The organism is Streptomyces ambofaciens ATCC 23877, assembly GCF_001267885.1.
Taxonomy (GTDB): domain Bacteria; phylum Actinomycetota; class Actinomycetes; order Streptomycetales; family Streptomycetaceae; genus Streptomyces; species Streptomyces ambofaciens.
The window spans coordinates 6,783,952-6,810,275 of sequence record NZ_CP012382.1; the positions used below are offsets into that span (position 1 = coordinate 6,783,952).

Annotated in this window: 21 protein-coding genes and 1 pseudogene; 11 read left to right on the top strand and 11 right to left on the bottom strand. The window is 73.9% G+C overall.

What is annotated here, in order from left to right:
* Nucleotides 1–3: 3 nt before the first annotated feature.
* The 3 genes from SAM23877_RS29890 (at nt 4) to SAM23877_RS29900 (ending at nt 4,094) form a co-directional block, all read left to right on the top strand.
* Nucleotides 4–1,797 carry an ABC transporter permease subunit gene (locus SAM23877_RS29890; RefSeq protein WP_053139773.1) on the top strand — a complete coding sequence of 598 codons (1,794 nt, stop codon included), beginning with the start codon at nt 4–6 and terminating at the stop codon, nt 1,795–1,797.
* Nucleotides 1,794–3,056 (top strand): MDR family MFS transporter, encoded by a 1,263-nt coding sequence (locus SAM23877_RS29895; protein WP_053139774.1) that lies wholly within the window; start codon nt 1,794–1,796, stop codon nt 3,054–3,056. Before SAM23877_RS29890 ends, SAM23877_RS29895 begins: the two co-directional genes overlap by 4 nt.
* 156 nt (nt 3,057–3,212) lie before the next feature.
* Complete coding sequence (locus SAM23877_RS29900; protein WP_053139776.1) at nt 3,213–4,094, top strand: GNAT family N-acetyltransferase; 882 nt, start codon at nt 3,213–3,215, stop codon at nt 4,092–4,094.
* Between the two features lie 118 nt (nt 4,095–4,212).
* Here SAM23877_RS29900 and SAM23877_RS29905 read toward each other — a convergent pair whose 3' ends face one another.
* The gene (locus SAM23877_RS29905) at nt 4,213–4,974 is read right to left on the bottom strand and encodes a CDP-alcohol phosphatidyltransferase family protein (protein ID WP_053139779.1); all 762 of its coding nucleotides are present in this window, start codon (nt 4,972–4,974) and stop codon (nt 4,213–4,215) included.
* Nucleotides 4,975–5,083: 109 nt separating this feature from the next.
* On the opposite strand from SAM23877_RS29905, the gene SAM23877_RS40085 reads away from it, so the two are divergent.
* The 5 genes from SAM23877_RS40085 (at nt 5,084) to SAM23877_RS29930 (ending at nt 10,356) form a co-directional block, all read left to right on the top strand.
* Nucleotides 5,084–6,070: a zinc-dependent alcohol dehydrogenase gene (locus SAM23877_RS40085; RefSeq protein WP_053139780.1), complete on the top strand. Its 987-nt coding sequence runs from the start codon at nt 5,084–5,086 to the stop codon at nt 6,068–6,070.
* Nucleotides 6,071–6,231: 161 nt separating this feature from the next.
* Nucleotides 6,232–6,630 (top strand): 6-pyruvoyl trahydropterin synthase family protein, encoded by a 399-nt coding sequence (locus SAM23877_RS29915; protein WP_053139782.1) that lies wholly within the window; start codon nt 6,232–6,234, stop codon nt 6,628–6,630.
* Nucleotides 6,627–7,835 carry a glycosyltransferase family 4 protein gene (locus SAM23877_RS29920; protein ID WP_244903026.1) on the top strand — a complete coding sequence of 403 codons (1,209 nt, stop codon included), beginning with the start codon at nt 6,627–6,629 and terminating at the stop codon, nt 7,833–7,835. Before SAM23877_RS29915 ends, SAM23877_RS29920 begins: the two co-directional genes overlap by 4 nt.
* Nucleotides 7,832–9,100 carry a class I SAM-dependent methyltransferase gene (locus tag SAM23877_RS29925; protein WP_053139784.1) on the top strand — a complete coding sequence of 423 codons (1,269 nt, stop codon included), beginning with the start codon at nt 7,832–7,834 and terminating at the stop codon, nt 9,098–9,100. The genes SAM23877_RS29920 and SAM23877_RS29925 overlap by 4 nt, the downstream gene beginning before the upstream one ends.
* Nucleotides 9,097–10,356: a lysylphosphatidylglycerol synthase transmembrane domain-containing protein gene (locus SAM23877_RS29930; RefSeq protein ID WP_425314771.1), complete on the top strand. Its 1,260-nt coding sequence runs from the start codon at nt 9,097–9,099 to the stop codon at nt 10,354–10,356. Before SAM23877_RS29925 ends, SAM23877_RS29930 begins: the two co-directional genes overlap by 4 nt.
* On the opposite strand, the pseudogene SAM23877_RS38100 reads toward SAM23877_RS29930, so the two are convergent.
* Nucleotides 10,242–10,964, bottom strand: a pseudogene (locus SAM23877_RS38100) (creatininase family protein); the annotation flags it as partial. The gene SAM23877_RS29930 and the pseudogene SAM23877_RS38100 overlap by 115 nt on opposite strands.
* Nucleotides 10,965–11,029: 65 nt before the next feature.
* Here SAM23877_RS38100 and ribA point away from each other — a divergent pair.
* On the top strand, nt 11,030–11,689 hold the full coding sequence (ribA, locus tag SAM23877_RS29940; protein ID WP_053139786.1) for a GTP cyclohydrolase II: 660 nt from the start codon (nt 11,030–11,032) through the stop codon (nt 11,687–11,689).
* 37 nt (nt 11,690–11,726) lie between these two features.
* On the opposite strand, the gene SAM23877_RS29945 is transcribed toward ribA, so the two are convergent.
* The 3 genes from SAM23877_RS29945 to SAM23877_RS29955 form a co-directional block, all read right to left on the bottom strand.
* Nucleotides 11,727–12,956 (bottom strand): serine hydrolase domain-containing protein, encoded by a 1,230-nt coding sequence (locus SAM23877_RS29945; RefSeq protein ID WP_053139787.1) that lies wholly within the window; start codon nt 12,954–12,956, stop codon nt 11,727–11,729.
* A gap of 319 nt (nt 12,957–13,275) precedes the next feature.
* Nucleotides 13,276–14,634 (bottom strand): MFS transporter, encoded by a 1,359-nt coding sequence (locus SAM23877_RS29950; RefSeq protein WP_053139789.1) that lies wholly within the window; start codon nt 14,632–14,634, stop codon nt 13,276–13,278.
* Between the two features lie 162 nt (nt 14,635–14,796).
* Nucleotides 14,797–15,462 (bottom strand): TetR/AcrR family transcriptional regulator, encoded by a 666-nt coding sequence (locus tag SAM23877_RS29955; protein ID WP_053139790.1) that lies wholly within the window; start codon nt 15,460–15,462, stop codon nt 14,797–14,799.
* Nucleotides 15,463–15,619: 157 nt separating this feature from the next.
* Here SAM23877_RS29955 and SAM23877_RS29960 point away from each other — a divergent pair, with 157 nt between their 5' ends.
* Together SAM23877_RS29960 and SAM23877_RS29965 are read left to right on the top strand one after the other, a co-directional pair.
* Nucleotides 15,620–16,498 (top strand): shikimate dehydrogenase, encoded by an 879-nt coding sequence (locus tag SAM23877_RS29960; RefSeq protein WP_053139793.1) that lies wholly within the window; start codon nt 15,620–15,622, stop codon nt 16,496–16,498.
* Between the two features lie 15 nt (nt 16,499–16,513).
* Entirely contained in the window at nt 16,514–18,370 is a 1,857-nt protein-coding gene (locus tag SAM23877_RS29965) for a bifunctional sugar phosphate isomerase/epimerase/4-hydroxyphenylpyruvate dioxygenase family protein (protein WP_053139794.1), read from the top strand.
* Here the strand turns inward: SAM23877_RS29965 and SAM23877_RS29970 are convergent.
* The 6 genes from SAM23877_RS29970 to tal all read right to left on the bottom strand — a co-directional run bounded on the left by SAM23877_RS29970 (nt 18,357) and on the right by tal (nt 26,276).
* Nucleotides 18,357–19,817, bottom strand: a complete 1,461-nt coding sequence (locus tag SAM23877_RS29970; RefSeq protein WP_053139796.1) for a hypothetical protein — start codon at nt 19,815–19,817, stop codon at nt 18,357–18,359. The two genes, SAM23877_RS29965 and SAM23877_RS29970, sit on opposite strands and share 14 nt — an antisense overlap.
* Nucleotides 19,818–19,895: 78 nt before the next feature.
* On the bottom strand, nt 19,896–20,777 hold the full coding sequence (gene gnd, locus SAM23877_RS29975; protein WP_053139798.1) for a phosphogluconate dehydrogenase (NAD(+)-dependent, decarboxylating): 882 nt from the start codon (nt 20,775–20,777) through the stop codon (nt 19,896–19,898).
* A gap of 1 nt (nt 20,778) precedes the next feature.
* A complete protein-coding gene (gene pgi / locus SAM23877_RS29980; protein WP_053139804.1) occupies nt 20,779–22,431 on the bottom strand; it encodes a glucose-6-phosphate isomerase in 1,653 nt (550 codons plus the stop codon).
* The gene (opcA, locus tag SAM23877_RS29985) at nt 22,424–23,359 is read right to left on the bottom strand and encodes a glucose-6-phosphate dehydrogenase assembly protein OpcA (RefSeq protein WP_053139806.1); all 936 of its coding nucleotides are present in this window, start codon (nt 23,357–23,359) and stop codon (nt 22,424–22,426) included. The genes pgi and opcA overlap by 8 nt, the downstream gene beginning before the upstream one ends.
* Nucleotides 23,356–25,134 (bottom strand): glucose-6-phosphate dehydrogenase, encoded by a 1,779-nt coding sequence (gene zwf / locus SAM23877_RS29990; protein ID WP_053139808.1) that lies wholly within the window; start codon nt 25,132–25,134, stop codon nt 23,356–23,358. Before zwf ends, opcA begins: the two co-directional genes overlap by 4 nt.
* Complete coding sequence (gene tal, locus SAM23877_RS29995; protein ID WP_053139810.1) at nt 25,131–26,276, bottom strand: transaldolase; 1,146 nt, start codon at nt 26,274–26,276, stop codon at nt 25,131–25,133. Before tal ends, zwf begins: the two co-directional genes overlap by 4 nt.
* Nucleotides 26,277–26,324: the final 48 nt, after the last annotated feature.

The following is a 26,324-nucleotide window of genomic DNA, read 5'->3' on the forward strand; positions in this document are numbered from 1 at the left end:
ACCGTGCGGCAGCAGGTGGCCACCGCCGTGTGGCGGTTCGTGCTCGCGGCCGGGCTGGTGTGCGGGGTCGGCCTGCTGCCCTGGCTCAGCCACACCGACCCCGCCCACACCGTCCTCAAGGCGCGCTCCGCCGAGCGGGAACCCACGCCCGAGGTACTCGCCGGCATCCGGGCACAGCTCGGGCTCGACGGGGGCCCGGCGCACGCCCTCACCCAGTGGCTCGGTGGGCTCGCGCACGGCGACGCGGGGACGTCGTGGATCTCCGGTACCGAGGTCCTGCCCGGCGTGCTCCGGGCGCTCGGCGCGTCCCTGCTGCTCATGGCCGTCGCGCTCGTCGTCGCCGCGCTCACCGCCGCACTCGTCTGCGCCCGTACGCTCAGGCTGGGCGCCCGCCGGCGGCTCGGCGGGCGGCGGTCCGGCGGCACCGCCTCCGCCGTGCTCGCCTCGCTGCCCGAGTTCCTCGTCGCCTCCGTGCTGGCCACCGTCGTCGGGGTGCAGCTGGGGTGGCTGCCCGCGCTGGGATGGTACGGACTCCAGTGGACCGTGCTGCCGGCGCTCGCGCTCGGGCTGCCCGCCGGGGCCGTGATCGGTCGGCTGCTCGACGACCTGCTGCCCGGCGCGTTCGGTGAACCATGGGCCCTGGCCGCCGCCGCCCGGGGGCTGACCGGGCGGCGCATCGCACGGCAGGCGCTGCGCCGGTGTGTGCCCGCGCTGCTGCCCAACCTCGGGCTGTTCGTCGTCGGGCTGACCGGCGGTGCCGTCGCCGTCGAGCAGGTCTTCGACATTCCCGGGCTCGGCCGCACCACCCTCCAGGCCGCCCTCGCCCAGGACCTGCCGGTCCTCCAGGCCGGCACCCTCGCCCTGGTCCTCCTCGCGGCGCTCGCGACCGGCGCCACCCGCGTCGCCGCCCGCCTGCTCACCGGTCCCGCCCTGCGCGACGGCGCCCTGTCCTCCCTGCACCGGCCCGCCCCGCCCGCCGGCGGACTGCTGCCGCTGCTCCACGGCGCCGTCCTGGCCGCCGTGGTCGGGCTCGGGCTGACCCGTGACCCGCTCGCCCTCGACACCGGGGAGAGGCTGCTCGCACCCTCCCTCGACCACCCCTTCGGTACCGACGCCCTCGGCCGCGACCTGCTCGCCCGCGTCGGCCACGGGGCGCTGGACACCCTGCTCCTCGCCGCCGCGATCAGCGCCGCCGCGCTGCTCGCGGGGGTCCTCCTCGGACTCGTGCCCCGGGTGTCCGGGCCGCTCGTCGACACCGTCAACGCCGTACCGCCCGTGCTCGCCGCTCTCCTCGTCACGGCCGTCGCCGGCAGCGGGGCGGCCACCCCCGCGCTCGCCGTGGGGGCCGTCGCCTGGGCGCCGCTCGCCGCGCACACCTCGGCGCTGCTGCGGCAGGAACGCGCCACCCTGCACATCACGGCCACCCGGGGTCTGGGCGCCGGGCGCTGGTACCTGCTGCGCCGCGAACTGCTGCCCGCCGTGCTGCCCCCCGTCCTGCGTCACGCCCTCCTGAGGCTGCCCGGTGTCGCCCTCGCGCTCGCCTCGCTCGGCTTCCTCGGCCTGGGCGCCCAGCCGCCGTCCCCGGAGTGGGGCCTGCTCCTCGCCGAGAACCAGCCCTACGCCGAGCGCGCCCCCTGGGCCGTCCTCGCCCCGGCGGCCGTCCTCGCCCTGCTCGGCGCGCTGGCCGTCAGTGCCGCGGGCGGGCTCCGCGGCCCGCGACGCCGGTCCCGACGCACCGCCGCGCAGGCCGCCGAAGAGCCCGTCGTGACGGAGAAGGAACCGGCCGCCGCACGATGACCTCGCTGTTCACCGCCCGGACCCGAAGGGCCTCCCGGCGTGCGGCCCCGCTCCCGCCGCTGCTCCGGCTGCTGATCCTCACCCAACTGGCCTTCAACATCGGCTTCTTCGCCGTCCTCCCCTTCCTCTCCGAGCACCTGGGGCAGGGCATCGGCATGGCGGGCTGGCTGGTCGGTCTCGTGCTGGGGCTGCGGACCTTCAGCCAGCAGGGGCTGTTCGTGGTCGGCGGCGCGCTGGCCGACCGGTACGGCATCCGGCCGGTCGTCCTCGCCGGGTGCGTGCTGCGGATCGCCGGGTTCGCGTGGCTCGGGTTCGCCGAGCGGACCTGGGCCGTCCTCGGGGCCGTGCTGCTGATCGGGTTCGCCGCCGCGCTCTTCTCGCCGGCCGTCGAGTCCGAGGTGGCCCGGCAGGCCGTCGCCTGGGAGGAGGAGAGCGGCGGCGACCGGACCCGGGTGCTCGCGCTGTTCACCGTCGCCGGGCAGGCCGGGGCCTTCGTCGGGCCGCTGCTGGGGGCGCTGCTGCTGGCCGTCGACTTCCGCACGGCGTGCCTGGCCGGCGCCGGCGTCTTCGTGCTCGTCCTCGCCGGGCACGCGTGGCTGCTGCCGCAGCACATCCCCGGGCGGGCCCGGGTCCGGGTCAGGGGCGGGGCGCGCCTGCTGCTGCGCAACCGGCGTTTCCTCGCGCTGTGCTGCGCCTACGGTGCCTATCTGCTCGCCTACAACCAGCTCTACCTCGCCCTGCCCGCCGAGGTGGAGCGCGCCGCGGGTTCCCAGGCGCCGCTGGCCTGGCTGTTCGCGCTGTCCTCGCTGCTGGTGGTGACCGCGCAGCTGCCGGTGACGCGGTGGGCGGGGGAGCGGCTGGCGCCGCGCCGGTCGATGGTGGCGGGGCTGGCGCTGATCGCGGCCGGTTTCGCCGTCGTCGCGGGCGCACGGCCCGCCGGGTGGACGGGTACGGCCGGACTGCTGCCCGCGGCCGGGTTCGTCGTCCTGCTCACCCTCGGGCAGATGCTCGTCGCGCCCGTCGCCCGCGCCTGGGTGCCGGACCTCGCGGAGGACGGACGGCTCGGGCTGTACACGGGAGCGCTGTCCTCCGTCTCCGGGCTCATCGTGCTGGCCGGCAGCTCCGCGACCGGTCTGCTGCTGGACAGCGGGCTGCCGGCCGCCGTCCCGTGGCTGGTCCTGGCCGCCGTACCGCTGGCGGCCGTCGGCCTGCTGCCCCGGCGCCCCACCGACTCCCCGGCCGGTACGGCGAGGGCTTAATCCCTTGCCCGGCGGGCGGCGGCCCGGTTACCTTCTCCCAGCCGTGCCGGCTTCCGGCCGGCGTCGTCCACGAGGAGGTGTGGAGCACATGCGCAGCAGTGCCCGGCGGTCGAGCCCGCGTACCGGAATCTTCCACCTCCTCATGACGGAGACACCTTGTCGCTTCGCATCACCCCGCTGACCGACCCCTCCGACGGGCCGCGCCACCGACGTCTCGCCTGGCTGGCGTCCGACGCCGAGGGCCACCCCGTGGGATCGGCCTTCCTGCGCCTGCCCACCGACGCCGGACGGACCCGCCTCGCCGAACTCTCCCTCCACGTCCACCCCGTGGAGCGCCGCGGGAGGGTGGGTACGCGGCTGCTCGACGCCGCCGTGGCCGCCGCCCGCGACGACAGCAGGCGCGGTGTCGTCGCGCACACCGAGGCCGGGACGCCCGGCGACCACTTCCTGTCGGCGCGCGGCTTCCGTACCGTACTCACCCTGCGGTACGCCCGCCTGTCGCCGGCCGACGTGGACGCCGCCGCCCTCGACGAGATCGTCGAGCGCCCGCATCCCGGCTACCTGCTGACCTCGTGGGAGGGAGTCGTCCCCGACGACCTGGCCCGGACGTTCGCCGCCTCACGACGCGCCATGGACGACATGCCCATGGACGACGCCGACCACGACACCGCGGCCTGGGACGTGGACCGGGTCCGGGCGGTGGCGAAGGCCGTCGCCGACCGCGGCGACCTTCTGCACACCGTCGTCGCCATCGACACCTCCGACGACTCGATCGCCGGGTTCACGGAACTCGTCGTCCCCGGCGACCGGACGGGCGACGCCGAGCACTACGGCACCGCCGTCCTGCCCGAGCACCGCGGGCACGGCCTGGCCCGCTGGATGAAGGCCGAGTCGATCCGCCGGGCCTGCGCCGAGCACCCGCGGCTCGGCGGTCTCGTGACCGACACCGCCGAGAGCAACACGTACATGAGGCGCGTCAACGACGACCTGGGCTACGCGCCCACGCACACGACACTCCAGTACCAGCTCGACCTGTAGCGAGGCGTGGCGACCTGTGGCGAGGCCGGACGGGCGGGCCGGGCCGGAGGCGGCCCTGTCCCGTCCGGTCCGGCCCGCCGCGAGCCCCGCCGCTCACCGGCGGACCAACCGGGAAGCCTCACGGCGCGACGAGTTCCCGCAGCACCTCGGCCCGGGCGCCGCCCCGCACCCGCGAGGTCCGCCACAGCCACAGCACGTCCCGCCCGAACGACCACACCAGCAGACCCAGCGCCAGCATCACCACCCCGGCGTTCACCGGCCCCGGCAGCAGGTCCGCACCCCCGAGCAGCAGCAGCACGCCCTGCAGCGCGGCCACCGTCTTGCGGGCCGTGCTCGGCGGCAGCGGGGCCGTCAGCCACGGCCACACGCGGGCCGCGGCGACGAACACGTACCGCATGCCGCCGATCAGCAGCACCCAGGGACCCAGGTCCATCGCGACGTACACGCTGAGCACCAGGATCAGGAACGCGTCGACCTCCATGTCGAAGCGGGCGCCCAGCGGGGAGCAGGTGCCCGTGCGGCGGGCCACCCTGCCGTCGACACCGTCCAGGAGCAGGGCCACGGCCGTCAGACCGACGAGGAGCGAGACGGGCGGTGCGCTGCGGAAGGAGTCGGCGACCAGGGCCGTCACACCGCCGACCAGCGTGGCCCTGCCGAGGGTGACCCGGTTCGCCGGGCCGAACGACGGCAGCCGGGAGCGGTGCAGGGCCCGGGAGAGCACCGCCCAGGTCGCGAACGCGAAGGCGAGGCCGGTCAGCCAGCCCGCCGTGCCCATGCCGATCGCGGTACCGAGCAGCGCCAGGACCAGGATCTGCGCTCCCGCCCCCACCGCCGTCTCCTGCTGAGCGGGCCTCGCGTCGTACGTGTCGTTCAGGGCCACCGAACACCCTCCGGCCGAGTGACAGAGTCGATCAAGGCCGCTACCTTGTGCGCGGCCTGTGCATCCCTCGGTACGTGGGCGGCTTCCCGATCGTTCAGGAGGACATCCGATGACCCGCACCGCACGTGCGTTCTGGCTCGACTCGCCCGGCCGGGGCGTGATCCGCGACGTGGAACTGCCCGTCCGGGGGGCGGACGAGGTGCTCGTGCGGACGCTCTTCAGCGGTGTCAGCCGGGGTACGGAGACGCTCGTCTTCCGCGGCCGGGTGCCGGAGAACCAGTACGCGGCCATGCGCGCGCCGTTCCAGGACGGCGACTTCCCGGGGCCGGTGAAGTACGGCTACCTCAACGTGGGGGAGGTGGAGGAGGGGCCGCGGGAGCTCGTCGGCCGCACCGTCTTCTGCCTGTACCCGCACCAGACCCGGTACGTCGTGCCGGCCGCCGCCGTCACCCCGGTGCCCCCGGCCGTCCCCGCCGGTCGGGCCGTGCTCGCCGGCACCGTCGAGACCGCCGTCAACGCCCTGTGGGACGCGGCGCCCCTGGTCGGTGACCGGATCGCCGTGGTCGGCGGTGGCATGATCGGCTGTTCCGTGGCCGCGCTGCTGGCCCGTTTCCCCGGCGTCCGCGTCCAGTTGGTCGACGCCGACCCGGACCGGGCCGGCGTCGCCGAGGCGCTCGGTGTCGGCTTCGCCCGCCCCGCCGACGCCCACGGCGACCTCGACCTCGTCGTCCACGCCAGCGCGACCGAAGCGGGCCTGGCCCGGTCACTGGAACTGCTGCGGCCCGAGGGCACCGTCCTCGAGCTGAGCTGGTACGGCGACCGGCGGGTCGCCCTCCCGCTCGGCGAGGCCTTCCACTCCCGGCGTCTGACCCTGCGCAGCAGCCAGGTCGGCACCGTCTCCCCGGCACGCGCCGCCACCCGCGGCTACGCCGACCGCCTCGCCCTCGCCCTGGACCTGCTCGCCGACCCGGCGCTGGACGCACTGGTCACCGGTGAGTCCGCCTTCACCGAACTGCCCGACGTCCTGCCGGGGTTGGCCGCCGGCGACATCCCCGCCCTGTGCCACCGGATCCGGTACGGCGGGGACGGCGACTGAGGCGGGCCGTGCCATCGGCGCCTGACCTTGAGAAAGACGGTGCGGGCCGCTGAGCAAAAGACGTGCGGGACGCTGAACAGGGGACGGCACCGGGCCGTAATGGACGGTACCCGCGCAGCGACCGGCGGGGACCAGACGTGCCACACCTGGAGGGTCGTCCGTTGTTCAGCATCACCGTCCGCGATCACATCATGATCGCCCACAGCTTCCGCGGCGAGGTCTTCGGGCCGGCGCAGCGCCTGCACGGTGCGACGTTCCTGGTGGACGCCACCTTCCGGCGCGAGCAGCTGGACGACGACAACATCGTCGTCGACATCGGGCTGGCCACCCAGGAGCTGGGCGCCGTGGTCAGCGAGCTCAACTACCGCAACCTCGACAACGAACCCGACTTCGCCGGCGTCAACACCTCGACGGAGTTCCTGGCGAAGGTCATCGCCGACCGGCTCGCCGAACGCGTCCACAAGGGCGCGCTCGGGCAGGGGGCGGAAGGCCTGGCCGGCCTCACCGTGACCCTGCACGAGTCGCACGTCGCCTGGGCGAGTTACGAGCGTGCGCTGTGACCGACACGTCCACCGAACCGGTGGTCGCCACGACGACGGGGCGCGCTCGTCTCGCCTACGTGCCGGCGCAGACTCCGGCCGCCCCGGGGAACGGCGGGATCGTCCCGATGTCCCTGCGCTCCGTGCACTTCGTCATGCCCGGCGGAGTCGACGACCCGGCCGCGCCGAGCGGCGGCAACGCCTACGACCGCCGCATCCGGCTCGACCTGCCCGGCTTCGGCTGGCGGGTGCGCGCGCTGCCCGTCGACGGGGCCTGGCCCCGGCCGGACGAGGCCGCCCGTACGGAACTCGCGCGCGTCCTGCGCCGATTGCCGGACGGCGCCGTCGTGCTGCTCGACGGGCTGGTCGCCTGCGGCGTCCCGGAGATCGTCGTCCCGGAGGCGCGGCGGCTGCGCATGGCCGTCCTGGTCCACCTCCCGCTCGGCGACGAGACCGGCCTCGACCCCGCCGTCGCCGCCGAACTGGACGCCCGCGAACGGACGGTGCTGCGTGCCGTCGCCGCGGTCGTCGCCACCAGCGACTGGGCGGTGCGCCGGCTCGTCTCCCACCACGGACTCGACCCGGCCCGCGTCCACGTCGCCGCGCCCGGCGCCGACATCGCCCCCCTCGCGCCCGGCACCGACGGCGTCTCCCGGCTGGTGTGCGTCGCCGCCGTCACCCCCCGCAAGGGCCAGCACCGGCTGGTGGAGGCCCTGGCCGCGGTCGCCGACCTGCCGTGGAGCTGCGTGTGCGTCGGCGGGCTCGGACACGACCCGCAGTACGTGAGCCGGCTGCGGGGGCTGATCGCGCGGCACGGCCTGGAGGAGCGGCTGGTGCTCGCCGGACCACGGTCCGGGCCGGACCTGGACGCCACCTACGCCACCGCCGACCTCATGGTCCTCACCTCGTACGCCGAGACGTACGGCATGGCGGTGACGGAGGCGCTCGCGCGCGGCATCCCCGTACTGGCCACGGACGTCGGCGGCCTCCCGGAGGCGGTGGGGCGCGCCCCCGACGGCGGTGTGCCCGGCATTCTCGTCCCGCCGGAGGACCCGGCCGCGCTCGCCGCCGAACTGCGCGGCTGGTTCGGCGAGGCGGACGTACGGCGCCGGCTCAAGGCCGCGGCGCGAGGCCGCCGCGCGGCCCTCAACGGCTGGGCGGCCACGGCCCGGAGCCTCGCCGCGGTACTGCACCGGCTGCCGAGCGGACCCGGGAGGGCGTCATGAGGAGGACCACGACGCCGGCCGCGGGCGCGATCCCGGCCCGGCCCGGCCCGCAGGACGCCGCCGAGGCCCGGGACGTCGTCCCCGGGCCGGTCCCGGCCGACAGCCCCGCCGGACGGCCCGCCTCCCGGGCCGCCGGAGCGATCGTCGAGCCCTCCGCCGCCGGGCGCGCGGACGGACGGGCCGAGGACCACGCGGGCCACGCGGGCAGCGAACGTGCGGACCGCCCGGGGGGCGGGCGCGCCGACCGGCGCGGTGCCCCGGCCAGGAGCGGGCCCGCCGGCATTCCCGCGACCCGGTCCTCGGACCGTCCCGCCGAGCGGCTCGCCGACCGCCCCGGTCAGCCCGCCGCCGAGCGCGCCACCCTGCGCCTGCGCGAGACGGACGAACCGCTCGGGTCAGGTGGCCCCGAGGAGCTGCCGGAACACCCCGACGAGCCCCCGCGCTTCGCCCCCGAGTGGCTGCGGCTGCGGGAGCCCGCCGACGCCGCCGCGCGGGCGCGTGAACTGCTCGACCCGCTCCGCGTCCGCCTGGCCGACCTGCCGAGGCGGGCCGGCGGGCTGGTCGTGCACGACGTGGGCTGCGGCACCGGCTCGATGGGACGCTGGCTCGCCCCGCTGCTCGACGGCGCCCAGCACTGGGTGCTGCACGACCGCGACCCCTACCTCCTGCACTTCGCCGCCGTCGGCGCTCCGCGCTCGGCCGCCGACGGCAGCCGCGTCACGGTCGAGACGCGGCGCGGTGACCTCGCCCGCCTCACCCCGGACGCGCTGGCCGGCGCCGGGCTGGTGACGGCGTCCGCGCTGCTGGACGTGCTCACCGCCGAGGAGGTCGGCGCCCTCGCCGCCGCCTGCGCCGCGGTCGGTTGCCCCGCGCTGCTGACCCTCTCCGTCGCCGGGCGGGTCGAGCTGGCCCCCGCCCATCCCCTGGACGCGGAGATCACCGAGGCGTTCAACGACCACCAGCGGCGGACCGGCATGCTGGGCCCGGACGCCGTCACGGTGGCGGCCGAGGCCTTCGCGGCGCACGGTGCCACGGTGCGGGCGCACCCCAGCCACTGGCGGCTGGGCCCCGGCGAGTCCGCGCTCACCGCCCAGTGGCTGCGGGGCTGGGTGGGCGCGGCCGTCGAGCAGCGCCCCGAACTGGGGGAGCCGGCCGGCCGGTACCTGGACGAGCGCCTGGCCGCCTGCGCCGCCGGGGAGCTGCGCGTCACCGTGCACCACACCGACCTGCTGGCGCTGAGCCGGCCGACGGGCGGAGCCTCGTGAGCGCACCGACGGTCCGGGTGCGGACGGGGGCCGCCCGGCCGGCGACGGCCCCCCGGGACACCGCCGCTTCCCACGACCCGATCGGCACCCCGCCCGGCCGGAGCCACGCGCTGCGCACCCGCCTGGGCACCCTCGCGGGCGTCGCCCTCCTCGTCGTCCTGCTGTGGCGCACCGGGACCGGAGTCCTCTGGGACGGGCTGCGCCGGGTGGACGGGACCGCGCTGGCGGCGGCGCTCGGCCTCGGGCTGGTCACCACCGTGCTCAGTGCCTGGCGCTGGGCCGTCGTGGCCCGGGGGCTGGGCATCCGGCTGCCCCTCGGGCCCGCCGTCGCCGACTACTACCGGGCCCTCTTCCTCAACGCCGCTCTCCCCGGCGGCGTCCTCGGCGACGTGCACCGCGCGGTACGGCACGGGCGGAGCGCCGGCGACCTGGGGAGGGGTGTGCGGGCCGTCGTCCTCGAACGGGCCGCCGGACAACTCGCGCTGCTCGGCGTCGGGGTCGCGGCGTTGCTCGTCCTGCCGTCGCCGGTACGGGACGAGGCCCGGCAGATCGCGCCCCTCCTGGGGCCGGCCCTGCTCGGCGCGCTCGCCGTCGGGCTCGCCCTCCGCATGAACCGGGCACCCTCCCGCCGGGGGCGGGCCCTGCGGGCGACGCTCGGCGAGGCGCGTGCCGCGCTGCTGTCCCGGCGCGCCCTGCCGGGGATCGCGTTGTCGTCCGTCGCCGTCCTGGCCGGGCACCTCGCGATGTTCGTCCTCGCCGCCCGGGTGGCCGGCAGCGGCGCCTCCGTCGCCGTACTGACACCGCTGGCCGTGTTGGCGCTGCTCGCCATGGGCCTGCCCCTGAACGTCGCCGGCTGGGGGCCCCGGGAGGGCGTCACCGCCTGGGCGTTCGGAGCGGCCGGGCTGGGCGCCGACACCGGGCTGGGCGTGGCCGTGGTGTACGGGGTGCTGAGCTTCGTGGCGAGCCTGCCCGGTGTCGTCGTGCTCGTCGTCCGCCGGCACGCGGCGCCGCGCACCGGCCCCGGGTGGGCCGCCGGGGCTCCCGCGAACGCCCCGGAGGGCGCCGTCGTACCGGGCGCGGTGCCGCACCCGGCGCCGGGCGGGCCCTACCCGTGCTCGCCCACCGCCCCGGGCCCGTCCGGTGCGGTCAGGATCGAGAAGTACGCCCCGAAGGAATCGGCGAGGCTCGCCAGCAGTTCCTTCCCCTTTTCCGCCGAACCGAGTGAAGGACGCCCGATGACACCGGAATCGGTATAGGCGGACATTCCGAGGGAGAGCAGATGACGCCGGTCGTCCGCGACGAAATCGGCGGCCTCGAAACCAGGTCGGACGGATTCGGGATGCGTGTGCAGAAGAATGGAGGTCTCGATTTCCCCCGCGTGCATGTCGGTGAGCAGCGAGGTGGCCACACCCGCCCGCTCCCGCGCCGCCTCCCAGTCCTCCGCGGCCGGGAACAGCGCCATCCGCTCACCGCGTGCGGAGGACTCCTGAACGACGTTGCCCAGCACGTAGTTGCCGCCGTGCCCGTTGACCACCACCAGGGCGTCGACGCCCGAGCGGCGCAACGAGTCCGCTATGTCCCGCACCACCGCGTGCAGGGTCACCGAGGAGACGCTGACGGTCCCCGGCCAGTCCGCGTGCTCGTGCGAGCAGCCGATCGTCACCGGCGGGAGCGGGTGCACCGGGTACGCGGCGGCGATCTCGCGGGCGATGGCGCAGGCGACGAGCGTGTCGGTCGCCAACGGCAGGTGCGGGCCGTGCTGCTCGTAACTCCCCACCGGCAGCACCGCGATCTGCCGGGACACCTCCAATCCCCGCCCGCGCACGTCCTCGGTCGTGTCCGTCGGCACCAGTGAAACATCCATTCCCGCACGGCCTTTCGTCTCGGTCGGCAAAACTGTTGAGCCATCTGTTGAGGAACGCGAGAATCATGACAGAAAAAATTGGTGTACTCGGCAAGAAAGCATCGCAGCGTACGGACGTGGAACGGGTCGTGGTGACACCGCTGCCCACCGGGTACGGAGAATTCCGGGCGTTCGGCTATTTCGACCACGAGCGCGGGGACGAGCAGGTGGCCCTGGTCCACGGTGATCCGGGCGCCGAGGGCGTGCTCACCCGGCTGCACTCCGAGTGCCTGACGGGCGACGCCTTCGGGTCCCGGCACTGCGAGTGCGGCGACCAACTCGCCTCCGCGCTGGCGGCGGTGGCCGCCGCCGGCAGTGGTGTCGTCGTCTATCTGCGCGGTCACGAGGGGCGCGGCATCGGGCTGCTGGCCAAGCTGCGCGCGATGGCGCTGCAGGCGGAGGGCCTGGACACGGTGGAGGCGAACCTCGCCCTGGGCCTGCCGGTGGACGCCCGCGACTACGGGGTGGCCGCCCGCATCCTCGAGGACCTCGGGGTGCGCTCGGTGCGCCTGATGTCCAACAACCCGCTCAAGCGCGAGGCGTTGGTGCGGCACGGCATCCAGGTCACCGAACAGGTGCCGCTGCTGATACCGCCCTGCGAGAGCAACATCACCTACCTGCGCACCAAGCGGGAGCGCATGGACCACGTCCTGCCCCACCTGGACGCGGTGGCGCACCTGTCCTGAACCGGAAGCGCGCGGCAACCGCCCGGACCGGTCCGGGTCAGTCCGTCACGGCCTCGTGCACGAGGTGCTTGAGGTCCCGGAAGACCGAGTGCGAGGACCTGGGACGCACCTGGGTCATGAACTGCACCGTCAGGTCACGGCCCGGGTCGACCCAGAAGGTGGTGGTCGCCACCCCGCTCCAGCCGTACGTGCCGAGCCCGGCGGGCGCCTGCGTGCGGCTCGGGTCGATCACCACCGAGACGCCGAGGCCGAAGCCGACACCGTCGTTGCCCGGCTCGTCGTGCGCGGGGCGGCTGCCGACGGCACGCAGGTCGGCGCCGCCGGGCAGGTGGTTGCGGGTCATGAGGTCCACCGTCGCGGGGGCGAGCAGGCGTACGCCGTCGAGTTCGCCCCGGCGCCGGAGCAGTTCGGTGAAGCGGTGCACGTCGTGCGCGGAGGAGACCAGGCCGCCGCTGCCCGACAGGAACCGGGGCCTGCCCCGCACCGGCAGCCCGGGGACGGGGGCGATGCCGCCGTCGTCCGTCTCGCCGTAGAGCTCGGCCAGTCGGCCGGCCTGCTCGTCGGTGACGTGGAAGCCGGTGTCCGTCATGCCGAGCGGTCCGAGAACCCGTCCGGCGAGGAACACGTCGAGCGGCTGTCCGGACACCACCTCCACGAGCCGTCCCAGCACGTTGCTGGCCACCGAGTAGTTCCACTGCGTGCCCGGCTCGAACTGCAGGGGCAGACCCGCGTACAGGTCGACCGTCTCGGCCAGGTCCGCACCGGGCCGCACCGACGACTCCAGGCCCGCCGCGCGGTAGAGCGCGTCGACCGGGTGGGCGTGGTAGAAGCCGAAGGTCAGCCCGGCGGTGTGGGTCATCAGATGCCGGACCAGGACCGGTCCGGCGGCCGGCCGGGTGACGACGTCGTCCGCGGACCCCTCCACGTACACCCGGGGCTCGGCGAAGGCCGGCAGGTACCGGGCCACGGGGTCGTCCAGGGACAGCCGGCCCTCCTCCACCAGCATCAGCGCGGCCACGGACGTCACCGGCTTGGTCATGGAGTAGATCCGCCAGAGGGTGTCGGCGGTGACGGGCAGGCCGGCCGCCACGTCCCGCCGGCCGTGCACGGTCAGGTGGGCCACACGTCCGCCACGGGCGAGGGCCACCAGGAACCCGGGCAGCCGCCCCTCGTCGACCTCCCGGGCGAAGTGCTCGTCGAGCCGGTCCAGCGCCCCGGGGTCCAGCCCGGCCGCGCCGGCGTCGACCTCCTGTCGCAGCGGTGCCATCCCCATCGCCTCCCTGGTCGTTCGTCGAGGTGCGTGCGGCCTACCCCGCGCGAGCGCCTTCAGACCTCGGACCGGCACTTTCCGCCGGTGCGCGCGCCGCGACGACACGGGCGCCGGCCGGGCGACAGAAGCACGCCCCCGACGAAACGGAGCGCCACCACGGCGAGGGGCGGCCCCGACGGCACCGAGCGCCACCACGACGGCACGGGGCACGGCCCCGAGTCACCGAGCACCGCCACGACGCGGGGCACGGCGGCGAGGCTCGCCGCCGTGCCCCGGTGGGCCGTCTCCCCGGCCGGTGAGCGGGAGGGGGGCTGGATCAGGCCGTCACGGTCTCCGGCTGTGCCGCGTCCCGGCGGGCGCGCTCGCCCAGCTCCTCCGTCGGCACCTCGTGCGTCTCGCGGGCCGAGAGCGCGGCGATCACCGGCGGTACGCACAGCGCCGCCGTGAACAGCGCCACCGCGAACCAGTCGTCACCGTCCGGCCCGGCGATCTGCGCGGCGAAGGTCACCGCGAAGCCGGCCACCGCGAAGCCGATCTGCGTACCGATCGCCACCCCGGACAGCCGGACCCGGGTGGAGAACATCTCGCCGTAGAACGCGGGCCACACACCGTTCGCGGCGCTGTAGACGACGCCGAAGGCGATGATGCCGGTCAGGAACGTCAGCGGGTAGGACCCGGCCGAGATCGCCCACAGGTACAGGAACATCGTCACCGCGCTGCCGACCGCGCCGACCAGGAACACCGGGCGCCTGCCGATCCGGTCGGACAGCGTCGCCCACAGCGGGATCGCGGCGAGCGCGACGAGGTTGGCGAGGGCACCCACCCACAGCATGGCGGTACGGGACATGCCGACCGAGTCGCTGGTGGCGTACGCCAGCGCCCAGACCGTGAAGATCGTGCTGACCGAGGCGATCAGCGCACCCGCGACCACCCGCAGCACGTCCGCCCAGTGGTCCCGCGCCAGCACGACCAGGGGCATCTTCTCGACCCCCTCCGTGGCGGCCTGCTGCGCGAAGGCCGGGGTCTCGTCGAGCTTGCGGCGGATGACGTAGCCGACGACGGCGACCAGGACGCTCAGCCAGAACGGCACCCGCCAGCCCCAGGACAGCAGCTGCTCCTCGGGGAGCGCGGCCACGGGGAGGAAGACCAGGGTGGCGAGCAGTTGCCCGCCCTGGGTGCCGCTGAGGGTGAAGCTGGTGAAGAAGCCCCGCCTGCGCGGTGGCGCGTGTTCCAGGGTCATGGAGTTGGCGCTGGCCTGTTCGCCCGCCGCCGATATGCCCTGCAGGACGCGGCAGAGCACCAGCAGGACCGGCGCCAGGGTGCCGACCTGGTCGCGGGTGGGCAGGCAGCCGATGAGGAACGTCGAGACGCCCATCAGGATCAGCGTGAACACCATGATCTTCTTGCGGCCCATGCGGTCGCCGATGTGGCCGAGGAAGAACGCGCCGACCGGGCGGGCCGCGTACGCGACACCGAACGTGGCCAGCGACAGCAGCGTCGCGGTGGCCGGGTCGGACTCGTCGAAGAAGATCTCGGGGAAGATCAGCGCGGCGGCACTGCCGTAGATGAAGAAGTCGTAGTACTCCAGGGCGCTGCCGATCCAGGCGGCGGTCGCGGCCTTCTTCGGCTGGCCGGGCGGGGCGGCGCCCTGGGACGCGGGGGCGGGGACGGACACGGCGTTGCTCCTTCGGGGGACTCCACGCTAGGCGGAGTGAGCGGCGGGGAGAAGTGCCGATCGGCTAATTAACCCACTGGGTAGTTAGTCGCGGTTGGGAAGGGATGTTGCGCGCACGTTTCCCTCGTGTCAAGAGGTGCCGTCGTCCCCGCGCCGCGCCGGTCAGCGCGCGGCGCGCTCCGCCGTCAGGTACGCGATCACCATGTCGCCCAGCATGGCCCGGTAGTGCTCGCGCTGGGCCGGGTCCACCAGGTCGCGGCCGAACAGGGCGCCGAAGGTGTGCCGGTTGGCGACCCGGAAGAAGCAGAACGAGCTGATCATGGCGTGCAGGTCGACGGCGTCGACGTCGGCCGTGAACAGGCCGGACCGCTGCCCCTCCTCCAGGATCCGGCGGATCACGTCGAGCGCCGGGGAGCCGATGCTGGCGAGCATCTCCGAGGAGGCGATGTGCTCGGCGTCGTGGATGTTCTCGATGCTGACCAGGCGGATGAAGTCGGGATGCCGCTCGTGGTGGTCGAAGGTGACCTCCGCGAGGCGCCGGATGGCCGCCACCGGGTCCAGGTGCTCGACGTCGAGCCGCTGCTCGGCCTCCCGGATCACGCTGTACGCCCGCTCCAGCACGGCCGTGAACAGCTGCTCCTTGCCGCCGAAGTAGTAGTAGATCATCCGCTTCGTGGTGCGGGTGCGGGCGGCGATCTCGTCGACGCGGGCCCCGTCGTAGCCGGCCCGGGCGAACTCCCGCGTGGCCACGTCGAGGATCTCGGCCTGGGTGCGGGCGGCGTCGCGGGTGCGCGCGCCGGATCGTGCCGGTTCGTCGACGCTGGTCATCGGGATCCTTCGGCTGCGGGGCGGGAGGTGCGGGCGGGGCGTGCCGGTGATTGTAGAAGCCTCCGGCTTCCCAGACGCCCCACCCTCCTGCTATGACTAACGTACTGGTTCGTACATTGCGCTCGGATGGAGATCCGGGCCGCTCAGGAGGTCCCCGGTGTCCAAGGACTCGTATCTCGTCGGGCTGATCGGTTCCGGCATCGGCCCCTCGCTCAGCCCGGCCCTGCACGAGCGGGAGGCCGACCGGCAGGGCCTGCGCTACCTGTACCGGCTGATCGACATCGACGCCCTCGGTGTCCCGCCGGAGGCGGTGGGCGACCTGCTGCGCGCCGCCCGCGACCTGGGCTTCGACGGTCTGAACATCACCCACCCGTGCAAGCAGCTCGTCATCGGGCACCTGGACGCCCTCGCCCCCCAGGCGGAGGCGCTCGGCGCGGTCAACACCGTCGTCTTCGACGACGCCGGCCGGGCCACCGGTCACAACACCGACGTCACCGGTTTCGCCGCCTCCTTCGCCCGGGGGCTGCCCGACGCCCCGCTGGAGCGGGTCGTGCAGCTCGGGGCGGGCGGCGCGGGCGCGGCCGTCGCCCACGCCACGCTCACCCTGGGCGCCGCCCGGGTCACCGTCGTCGACGCGATGCCCGAGCGGGCCGCCGCCCTCGCCGCCGCACTGAACCGGCACTTCGGGGACGGCCGCGCCGCCCACGCCGCGCCGGACGCGCTCCCGGGGCTGCTGGCCACGGCCGACGGCATCGTGCACGCGACCCCCACCGGCATGGCCGCCCACCCCGGGCTGCCGTTGCCCGCCGAACTGCTGCATCCCGCGCTGTGGGTCGCCGAGGTCGTCTACCGCCCGCTGGAGACCGAACTGCTGCGCACGGCCCGCGCGCTCGGCTGCGCCACCCTCGACGGCGGCGGCATGGCCGTCTTCCAGGCGGTGGACGCGTTCCGGCTGTTCACCGGGCGGGAACCCGACGCCGTGCGGATGCTCGCCGACATCACCGACCTGGCGGGCGCCCTCGGGGCCCCGCAGTAGGAAAGAGGTAGCCACGTGCGGACGTCCATCGCGACCGTCTCCCTCAGCGGATCCCTCACCGAGAAGCTCACCGCCGCCTCCCTGGCCGGCTTCGACGGCGTGGAGATCTTCGAGAACGACCTGCTGGCCAGCCCCCTGACCCCGGAGGAGATCCGGGCCCGCTGCGCCGACCTCGGCCTCACCATCGACCTCTACCAGCCCCTGCGGGACATCGAGGCGCTGCCCGAGGACGAGTTCGCCCGTGCGCTGCGCCGGGCCCGGCACAAGTTCGAGCTGATGCGCAGGCTCGGCGCGGACACCGTCCTGGTCTGCTCCAGCGTCTCCCCGTACGCGGTCGACGACGACGCCCTCGCCGCCGAGCAGCTGAGCCGGCTGGCCGGTCTGGCCGAGGAGCACGGCGTCCGCGTCGCCTACGAGGCGCTCGCCTGGGGACGGCACGTCAGTACCTACGACCACGCCTGGCGCGTCGTCGAGGCGGCCGGGCACCCGGCGCTCGGCACCTGCCTGGACAGCTTCCACATCCTCTCGCGCGGCAGCGACCCGAAGGGCATCGAGGACATCCCCGGGGAGAAGATCTTCTTCCTCCAGCTCGCCGACGCCCCGCTCCTCGCGATGGACGTGCTCCAGTGGAGCCGCCACTACCGCTGCTTCCCCGGTCAGGGCGGCTTCGACGTGGCGGGGCTGCTGCGGCACGTCCTGCGCGCCGGGTACCGCGGCCCGCTCTCGCTGGAGGTCTTCAACGACGTCTTCCGGCAGTCCGAGGCCGGTCCCACGGCCGTGGACGCCCGGCGCTCGCTGCTGACACTCCAGGAGACCGTCGGCCTCACCACGCCGCCCGCGCCCGCGCCGCCCACCGGGATCGCCTTCGCCGAACTGGTGACCCCGGACGCCGCACCGGTCGCGGCCGTGCTCGGCGCGCTGGGCTTCGCCCGGACCGCCCGGCACCGCGGGAAGCCCGTGGACCTGTGGCAGCGGGGGGAGGCCCGCGTCCTGGTCAACACGGGGCCGGCCGAACGCCGCGACGGCACCCGGCTGGCCGCCGTCGGCCTGGAGTCGCCCGATCCCGCCGGGGCCGCCCGCCGCGCCGAGGCCCTGCTGGCTCCGGTCCTGCCCCGCCGCCGCGCCCCCGGGGACGCCCCGCTGGAGGCCGTCGCGGCACCCGACGGCACGGAGCTCTTCTTCTGCGCCCCCCAAAGCCCCGAACCTCCCGAAGGCCCCGAAGGCTCCGAACTCCCCGGATCGCCCGACCGGCAGGCCGACTGGCGGGCCGACTTCGAGGACACCGGCACGGCCGCCGTGGACGCCGTGGACGGCGCGGCGGCCTGGCGCGTCGACCACCTCTCCCTCGCCCAGCCCTGGCACCAGTTCGACGAGGCGACCCTGTTCCACCGCGGCGTGCTCGGGCTGCGCCCGCAAGAGAGCGTCGACGTCGCCGACCCCTACGGCCTGCTGCGCTCCCGCGCCGTCACCACCGACGACGGCGCCGTCCGCATCGTGCTGACCGTGGGCGCCGCCCCCACCGACGACACCGCGCACGCCCAGCACATCGCCCTCGCCACCGACGACGTGGTCGGCGCGGCCCGCCGCTTCCGCGCCGCCGGCGGGCCGCTGCTGCCGATCCCCGCCAACTACTACGACGACCTCGCCGCCCGCTTCGAGTTCGCCGACGGCGAGCTGGAGACGTACCGGGAGCTGGGCATCCTCTACGACCGCGACGCGCACGGCACCTTCCGGCACTGCTACACGCACACCGTCGGACGGGTCTTCTTCGAACTCGTCCAGCGGGACGGCGGCTACCGCGGCTACGGGGCGGCCAACGCGCCGGTCCGGCTGGCCGCGCAGCACGCGGTGCGCGGGTTCACTGGCGGCTGACGGTGCGGGTCAGACCGGTGATCACCGTCGTGGCCAGGATCCAGCCGGTGATGATCAAGAGGTACGCCAGCGTCTGGTGGCCGCCCTCGGGAGCGAACGCGTTCTCCTGGCCGAAGGAGATCACCGGCAGCAGCAGGTCCAGGGTGTAGAAGACCGGGTCGAAGTCGGGTGCCTCGGCCGGCTTCAGCGGCGCCGGATGGTCCAGGCCGTACGCCACCGAGCCGATCGCGAGCAGCGACAGCAGCCAGCCGCCCGCCCGCAGCGGGCGGAAGCCGTACCCGACGGTGACGTCCTGGAGGTGTCCCCACAGGCGGCCGTACCAGGGCAGCGTGCGCCGGCGCCGCCGCTGCTTGGCCAGCTGCACCCGCCGGGCCGCGTCGTCGTCGCCGATCCGGCGGTAGGCGGCGGTCAACTGCTCGTAGGTGAAGGGCAGGTAGCTCTCGCCCAGCTCCAGCATGGGCAGCCGCCGTTCGGCGGGCTCGTGCGGGATGAGCGAGGTGTAGGTGAGGTCGTTCAGCTGCACCCGGCCCGGTACCGCCTCGGGTTCCACGAACAGCACGTCCACCTGGGCGCGGCGCAGGTTCAGGGTGCCCTCCACCTTCGGGCACTGGCGCAGCCACAGCTCGCCGATCACGGTGCTGCTCGCGCGCAGCGCGGTCCCGCCGGGGTTGGCGAGGCGGGCCATCGACAGGTCCAGCCGGCCGGGTATCCGCGCGCCGCGGAACTCCAGCCGGCCCCGGACGTCGGCCTGCCGCAGCAGGACGTCGGCCTCGGCCGCGAGCGTCTCGGCCTGCAGGGCGGTGCCGTCGGGCCGGTCGAGGACCGAGTCGGCCAGGTTGACCGTCCCGGCTACCCGTGCGCCGGTCAGCCGCACCTCGCCCCGGGCGCGCAGTCCCGGCGCCCACAGGTCGGCGCCCAGCACGGCCTGGTTCAGCTGGAGCACCGGGCCCTCGGTGTCCGGCGCGTGGATGTCCGCGCTCTCCAGGTACAGGCTTCCGGTGACCTCGGCGCCGCCGAGCCGCACCACCCCGCCGAACCGGGCCCGGGTCAGCCGCAGCACGCCCTCCACCCGGACCGCGTGGGCGGTCAGACCGGGTATCGCCGACTCGCTCAGGTTCACCTCGCGCAGCCGCGCCGCGTACAGCCTCGGCGCTTCCTCGAAGTGGCAGTGCCGCAGCCGTACGGGGTGGTCGACCGTCGCGTACTGGAGTTCCAGGGTGCCGGTGACGCGCGCGCCCGCCAGGCTGAGCGCCGCCACCTCGCCCTCCTGCCGCGGGCCGTCCAGGAGCAGCGCCCTCAGCACGCCCGCGCGTACGGTCCGTTCCGGGCCCCAGGAGCCGCCGCCCGCCGGATCCTCGTCGCCTGCCGTGCGGAAGTCCACGTGGGTGCCCGTGGCGAACGCCCGCCAGACGCGTGCTTCGGCCGGTGTCAGGTCGTTGATCTCCATCAGTGAGGGACTCTGACCCGAACCGGCCGGTCACGTCAACGCGCTTTCCGGGCGGCGGCCTGCTTCTCGGCGGGCGGCCTACTTCTTCGCGGCCTCCACGGCGTGGCCGCCGAACTGGTTGCGCAGCGCGGCGATCATCTTCATCTGCGGCGAGTCGTCCTGCCGGGACGCGAACCGCGCGAAGAGCGAGGCGGTGATGGCCGGGAGCGGCACGGCGTTGTCGATGGCCGCCTCGACGGTCCAGCGGCCCTCGCCGGAGTCCTCCGCGTACCCGCGCAGCCTGTCCAGGTGGTGGTCCTCGTCGAGGGCGTTGACGGCGAGGTCCAGCAGCCAGGAGCGGATCACCGTGCCCTCCTGCCAGGAGCGGAAGACCTCGCGGACGTTGTCCACGGAGTCGACCTTCTCCAGCAGCTCCCAGCCCTCGGCGTAGGCCTGCATCATGGCGTACTCGATGCCGTTGTGGACCATCTTGGAGAAGTGCCCGGCGCCGACCTTGCCGGCGTGGACGTAGCCGTAGGGGCCGTCGGGCTTGAGCGCGTCGAAGATCGGCTTGAGGTCGTCGACGACCTCCTTCTCGCCGCCGACCATCAGGGCGTAGCCGTTCTTCAGGCCCCACACACCGCCCGAGACGCCGGCGTCGACGAAGTTGATGCCGTGCTTGGCCAGCTCCTCGGCGTGCTTCTCGTCGTCCGTCCAGCGGGAGTTGCCGCCGTCGATGACGGTGTCGCCGTGCCGGAGCAGGGTCGCCAGCTGGTCGATCACGCCCTGGGTGGCGGCGCCGGCCGGCACCATCACCCAGACCGCGCGCGGCCTCTCCAGCTGCTCGACCAGGTCGACCAGGCTGTTCACGTCGGCCCGCTCGGGATTGGTGTCGTAACCGACGACGGTGTGGCCGGCGTTGCGCAGGCGCTCGCGCATGTTGCCGCCCATCTTGCCGAGACCAACAAGACCGATCTGCATGTCAGTGCCCTTCCTTCAGTTCACGGTAGGCGGCCACCAGCGCGGCCGTGGAGGGGTCGAGGCCGGGCACGTCCGCGCCCTCGGTGAGGGCCGGCTCGACGCGCTTGGCCAGCACCTTGCCGAGCTCGACGCCCCACTGGTCGAAGGAGTCGATGTTCCAGATCGCGCCCTGGACGAACACCTTGTGCTCGTACAGCGCGATCAACTGGCCGAGGACGGAGGGGGTCAGCTCGGTGGCCAGGACGGTGGTGGTGGGGTGGTTGCCCTGGAAGGTGCGGTGCGGCACCTGCTCCTCGGGCACGCCCTCCGCGCGGACCTCCTCCGCGGTCTTGCCGAAGGCCAGTGCCTGTCCCTGGGCGAACAGGTTGGCCATCAGCAGGTCGTGCTGGGCCTTGAGCTCGTCGCTCAACTCGGCCACGGGCCGGGCGAAGCCGATCAGGTCGGCCGGGATCAGCTTGGTGCCCTGGTGGATCAACTGGTAGTAGGCGTGCTGTCCGTTGGTGCCCGGCGTGCCCCACACCACCGGTCCGGTCTGCCACTCGACGGGGCGTCCCTCGCGGTCCACCGACTTGCCGTTGGATTCCATGTCCAGCTGCTGGAGGTAGGCGGTGAACTTCGACAGGTAGTGGCTGTACGGCAGCACCGCGTGCGACTGGGCGCCCATGAAGTTGCCGTACCAGACGCCCAGCAGCCCGAGGATCAGCGGCGCGTTGGCCGGTGCCTCGGCGTTTCGGAAGTGCTCGTCGACGATGCGGAAGCCGTCGAGCATCTCCCGGAAGCGGTCCGGGCCGATGGCGATCATCAGGGAGAGCCCGATCGCCGAGTCGTACGAGTAACGGCCGCCGACCCAGTCCCAGAACTCGAACATGTTGGCCGTGTCGATGCCGAACCCGGCGACCTTCTCCGCGTTCGTCGACAGGGCCACGAAGTGCCGGGCGACCGCCTTCTCCTCGCCGTCCAGCCCCGCGAGCAGCCAGGACCGCGCCGAGGTCGCGTTGGTGATCGTCTCGATCGTGGTGAACGTCTTGGACGCCACGATGAACAGCGTCTCGGCCGGGTCCAGGTCCCGGACCGCCTCGTGCAGGTCGGCGCCGTCCACGTTGGAGACGAACCGGAAGGTGAGCGAGCGGTCGGTGAAGGCCCGCAGCGCCTCGTACGCCATCGCCGGACCGAGGTCGGAGCCGCCGATGCCGATGTTGACGACGTTGCGGATGCGCCGGCCGGTGTATCCGGTCCACTCGCCGGAACGGACCCGGTCCGCGAAGGCGGCCATCCTGTCCAGCACGGCGTGCACCTTCGGTACGACGTTCTCGCCGTCGACCTCGATCACCGCGTCCCGGGGCGCCCGCAGCGCGGTGTGCAGCACCGCCCGGTCCTCGGTGATGTTGATGCGCTCACCGCGGAACATGGCGTCCCGCAGGTCGGACACGCCCGTGGCCTCGGCGAGCTCCCGCAGCAGGGCCAGCGTGTCGTCGGTGACCAGGTTCTTGGAGTAGTCGATGCGCAGGTCGCCGACGCGCACGACGTACCGCTCGGCCCGTCCGGGGTCCTCGGCGAACAGCTGGCGCAGGTCCGGCCGCGGCAGCGCGTCCTTGCGGTGGTCCGCCAGCGCGGTCCACTCCGGCCGCTGGTCGAGCTTGGGGGTGTCAGACATGGACAGGGGTCTCCTTGCCGGCCGCGCCGCGCAGGGCGATGGCGTACATCTCGTCGGCGTCGAGGCGCCTGAGCTCCTCGGCGATGAGTTCGGAGGTGGAGCGGACCTTCAGCGCGAGGGACCGCGGGGGCTGGTCGGGCAGGGTCATCGTGGCGAGCGGGCCCTCCGGGCGGTCGATGAGGATCTCGCCCGTCGCGGTGCCCAGGCGGACGGCCGTGACGACCGGGCCGTCGGTGACCACCCGGTCGACCCGGACGTCCAGCCGGGCCTCCAGCCAGCGGGCCAGCAGCTCGGCCGCCGGGTTGTCGGCCTCGGCCTCCACGGTCGCCGAGGTCACCGGCACCCGGGCCTGGTCGAGGGCGGCGGCCAGCATGGAGCGCCACAGCGTCAGCCGGGTCCACGCGAGGTCGGTGTCGCCGGGCGCGTAGGTGCGGACCCGGCGCTCCAGGACCTCCATCGGCCGCTCGACCGCGTAGAGGTCGGTGATCCGGCGCTGGGCCAGCGCCCCCAGCGGGTCCTTCGCGGGGTCGTCCGGTGCCTCCACCGGCCACCACACGACGACCGGGGCGTCCGGCAGCAGCAGCGGCAGCACGACCGAGTCGGCGTGCTCGGACACCTCGCCGTACATGCGCAGCACGACCGTCTCGCCGGTGCCGGCCTCGGAGCCCACCCGGACCTCGGCGTCGAGGTGCGAGCGGGTGCGGTCGCGCAGGTTGCGGGCGTGCCGCTTGATGACCACCAGGGTGCGCGAGGGGTGCTCGTGCGAGGCCTCCTCGGCCGCCTTGATGGCGTCGTAGGCGTTCTCCTCGTCCGTGACGATCACCATCGTCAGGACCATGCCCACGGCCGGGGTGCCGATGGCCCGGCGGCCCTGCACCAGCGCCTTGTTGATCTTGCTTGCCGTGGTGTCGGTCAGGTCGATCCTCATGGCCTGCGCCAGCTCCGTCCGTCTCGTGCGAGCATCTCGTCGGCTTCCCGCGGTCCCCAGCCGCCGGAGGCGTACTGCGCGGGCCGCTCGTGCGTGGCCCAGTACTCCTCGATCGGGTCCAGGATCCGCCAGGACTCTTCCACTTCCTGGTGACGGGGGAACAGGTTGGCGTCGCCCAGAAGGACGTCCAGGATCAGCCGTTCGTACGCCTCCGGGCTGGACTCCGTGAAGGACTCGCCGTACGCGAAGTCCATGGACACGTCCCGGATCTCCATCGAGGTGCCCGGCACCTTGGAGCCGAAGCGCACCGTCATGCCCTCGTCCGGCTGGACGCGGATGACGATGGCGTTCTCGCCCAGCTCCTCCGTCGCGGTGGAGTCGAAGGGGGAGTGCGGGGCCCGCTGGAAGACGACCGCGATCTCCGTCACCCGGCGGCCGAGCCGCTTGCCGGTGCGCAGGTAGAAGGGGACGCCCGCCCAGCGGCGGTTGTCGACGCCCAGCTTGATCGCGGCGTAGGTGTCGGTCGTGGAGGCCGGGTCGATGCCCTCCTCCTCCAGGTAACCGGGCACCTGCGCGCCGCCCTGCCAGCCGCCCGCGTACTGCCCGCGCACCGTGTGCCTGCCGAGGTCGTCCGGCAGCCGTACCGCCTTGAGCACCTTCAGCTTCTCGGTGAGCAGCGAGGGGGCGTCGAAGGAGGCGGGCTCCTCCATGGCGGTCAGGGCCATCAGCTGGAGCAGGTGGTTCTGGATGACGTCGCGGGCGGCGCCGATGCCGTCGTAGTAGCCGGCCCGGCCGCCGATGCCGATGTCCTCGGCCATGGTGATCTGCACGTGGTCCACGTAGGACCGGTTCCAGATCGGCTCGTACATCTGGTTGGCGAAGCGCAGCGCCAGGATGTTCTGGACGGTCTCCTTGCCCAGGTAGTGGTCGATGCGGAAGACCTGCTCCGGGTCGAAGACCTCGTGCACCAGCGCGTTCAGGTCGCGGGCGCTGTCCAGGTCGTGCCCGAAGGGCTTCTCGATGACCGCGCGGCGCCAGGAGCCGTCGGGGGCGTCGGTCAGCCCGTGCTTCTTGAGCTGCTGGACGACCTTCGGGAAGAACTTCGGCGGCACCGAGAGGTAGAAGGCGTAGTTGCCGCTGGTCCCGCGGGAGGCGTCCAGCTCCTCCACGGCCTCGCGCAGCTGGTCGAACGCGTCGTCGTCGTCGAAGTCGCCCGGGATGAAGCGCATGCCCTCGGCCAGCTGCTGCCAGACCTCCTCGCGGAACGGCGTGCGCGCGTGCTCCTTGACGGCGTCGTGCACGACCTGGGCGAAGTCCTGGTCCTCCCAGTCCCGGCGCGCGAAGCCGACCAGGGAGAAGCCCGGCGGCAGCAGACCGCGGTTGGCCAGGTCGTACACGGCCGGCATGAGCTTGCGCCGGGACAGGTCACCGGTGACGCCGAAGATGACCAGTCCGGACGGGCCCGCGATCCGGGGGAGGCGGCGGTCCTGGGGATCGCGCAGCGGGTTGCTCCAGTCGAGCGGTGCCACGGGCGCGACGGCCTGCCCGGCCGCGCTCTCCTTCTTCGCGTCCTTCGGGACACGCGCCGTCCCGGTCTTCCTGCCGGCCCGGGCGGTCCTCGTCGTCCTCGCCGCCTTCGGTGCCTCGGCGGCCGCGGCCTGCTCGGCCTCCTCGGCGTGCAGCGGCCCCGCGGCCTCCTGCGCGGTCCTGGCCTCCTTGGCCGCCTTCGTCGCCTTGGTCTCGTGGACCGTCGTAGCGGGAAGGTCCTCGCTCATTCCCCGTCAACTCCCTTGCTGTCGAGGGACTTCGTCACGGCGTCGAGCAGGTCCTGCCAGGCCGCCTCGAACTTGGCCACGCCCTCCTGCTCCAGCTGCTGCACCACCTCGTCGTACGAGACGCCGAGCCGCTCCACGGCCTCCAGGTCGGCCCGCGCCTGGGCGTAACCACCGGTGACCGTGTCACCCCGGACGTCGCCGTGATCCGCGGCGGCGGCCAGGGTGGCCTCCGGCATCGTGTTCACGGTGCCGGGAGCGACCAGCTCCTCCACGTACAGGGTGTCCCGGAATGCCGGGTCCTTCACCCCGGTCGACGCCCACAGGGGACGCTGGGCGTTGGCGCCGGCGCCGGCGAGGGCGGTGAAGCGGTCGCCGGAGAAGACACCCTCGTACGCCTCGTAGGCCAGCCGCGCGTTGGCCAGCGCCGCCTTCCCCCGCAGGGCGAGGGCCTCGTCCGTGCCCAGCAGGGACAGGCGCTTGTCGATCTCGCTGTCGACGCGGGAGACGAAGAAGGAGGCGACGGAGTGGATGTCCGCCAGGCCGAGCCCGGCCGCCCGCGCCTTCTCGAGGCCGGCGAGGTAGGCGTCCATGACCTCGCGATAGCGCTCCAGGGAGAAGATCAGCGTCACGTTGACGCTGATGCCGGCGCCGATGACCTCGGTGATCGCCGGGAGGCCGGCCTTCGTCGCCGGGATCTTGATCATCACGTTGGGGCGGTCCACCAGCCAGGCCAGCTGACGGGCCTCGGCGATCGTGGCCCGCGTGTCGTGGGCGAGGCGCGGGTCGACCTCGATGGAGACCCGTCCGTCCCGGCCGCCGGTTGTGTCGTACACCTCGCGCAGCACGTCGGCGGCGGCGCGGACGTCGGCGGTGGTCATCATGCGGACCGCCTCGTCGACGGTGACGCCCCGGGTCGCGAGGTCGGCGAGCTGCTCCTCGTAGCCCTCGCCGGAGCCGATGGCGGCCTGGAAGATCGACGGGTTGGTGGTGACGCCGACGACGTTCCTCGTCCTGATCAGCTCGGCGAGGTTGCCGGACTCGATCCGCCGCCGCGACAGGTCGTCCAGCCATACGGAGACGCCCGCCTCGGACAGGCGTCGCAGTGCTCCCGCGGTCGCGGTTGCTTCGGTCACAGTGATCATCTTCTCTTTCTGCGGTTCTTTCGCTGGTTCTTCCCGCGGCCGGACCCG

Bases quoted from the DNA above. Each gene is read 5' to 3' on its own strand.
- SAM23877_RS29895 (WP_053139774.1), top strand. From the start codon at position 1,794: ATGACCTCGCTGTTCACCGCCCGGACCCGAAGGGCCTCCCGGCGTGCG.
- SAM23877_RS40085 (WP_053139780.1), top strand. From the start codon at position 5,084: ATGACCCGCACCGCACGTGCGTTCTGGCTCGACTCGCCCGGCCGGGGC.
- SAM23877_RS29925 (WP_053139784.1), top strand. From the start codon at position 7,832: ATGAGGAGGACCACGACGCCGGCCGCGGGCGCGATCCCGGCCCGGCCC.
- ribA (WP_053139786.1), top strand. From the start codon at position 11,030: ATGACAGAAAAAATTGGTGTACTCGGCAAGAAAGCATCGCAGCGTACG.
- SAM23877_RS29945 (WP_053139787.1), bottom strand. From the start codon at position 12,956: ATGGCACCGCTGCGACAGGAGGTCGACGCCGGCGCGGCCGGGCTGGAC.
- SAM23877_RS29955 (WP_053139790.1), bottom strand. From the start codon at position 15,462: ATGACCAGCGTCGACGAACCGGCACGATCCGGCGCGCGCACCCGCGAC.
- SAM23877_RS29970 (WP_053139796.1), bottom strand. From the start codon at position 19,817: ATGGAGATCAACGACCTGACACCGGCCGAAGCACGCGTCTGGCGGGCG.
- gnd (WP_053139798.1), bottom strand. From the start codon at position 20,777: ATGCAGATCGGTCTTGTTGGTCTCGGCAAGATGGGCGGCAACATGCGC.
- pgi (WP_053139804.1), bottom strand. From the start codon at position 22,431: ATGTCTGACACCCCCAAGCTCGACCAGCGGCCGGAGTGGACCGCGCTG.
- opcA (WP_053139806.1), bottom strand. From the start codon at position 23,359: ATGAGGATCGACCTGACCGACACCACGGCAAGCAAGATCAACAAGGCG.
- zwf (WP_053139808.1), bottom strand. From the start codon at position 25,134: ATGAGCGAGGACCTTCCCGCTACGACGGTCCACGAGACCAAGGCGACG.
- tal (WP_053139810.1), bottom strand. From the start codon at position 26,276: ATGATCACTGTGACCGAAGCAACCGCGACCGCGGGAGCACTGCGACGC.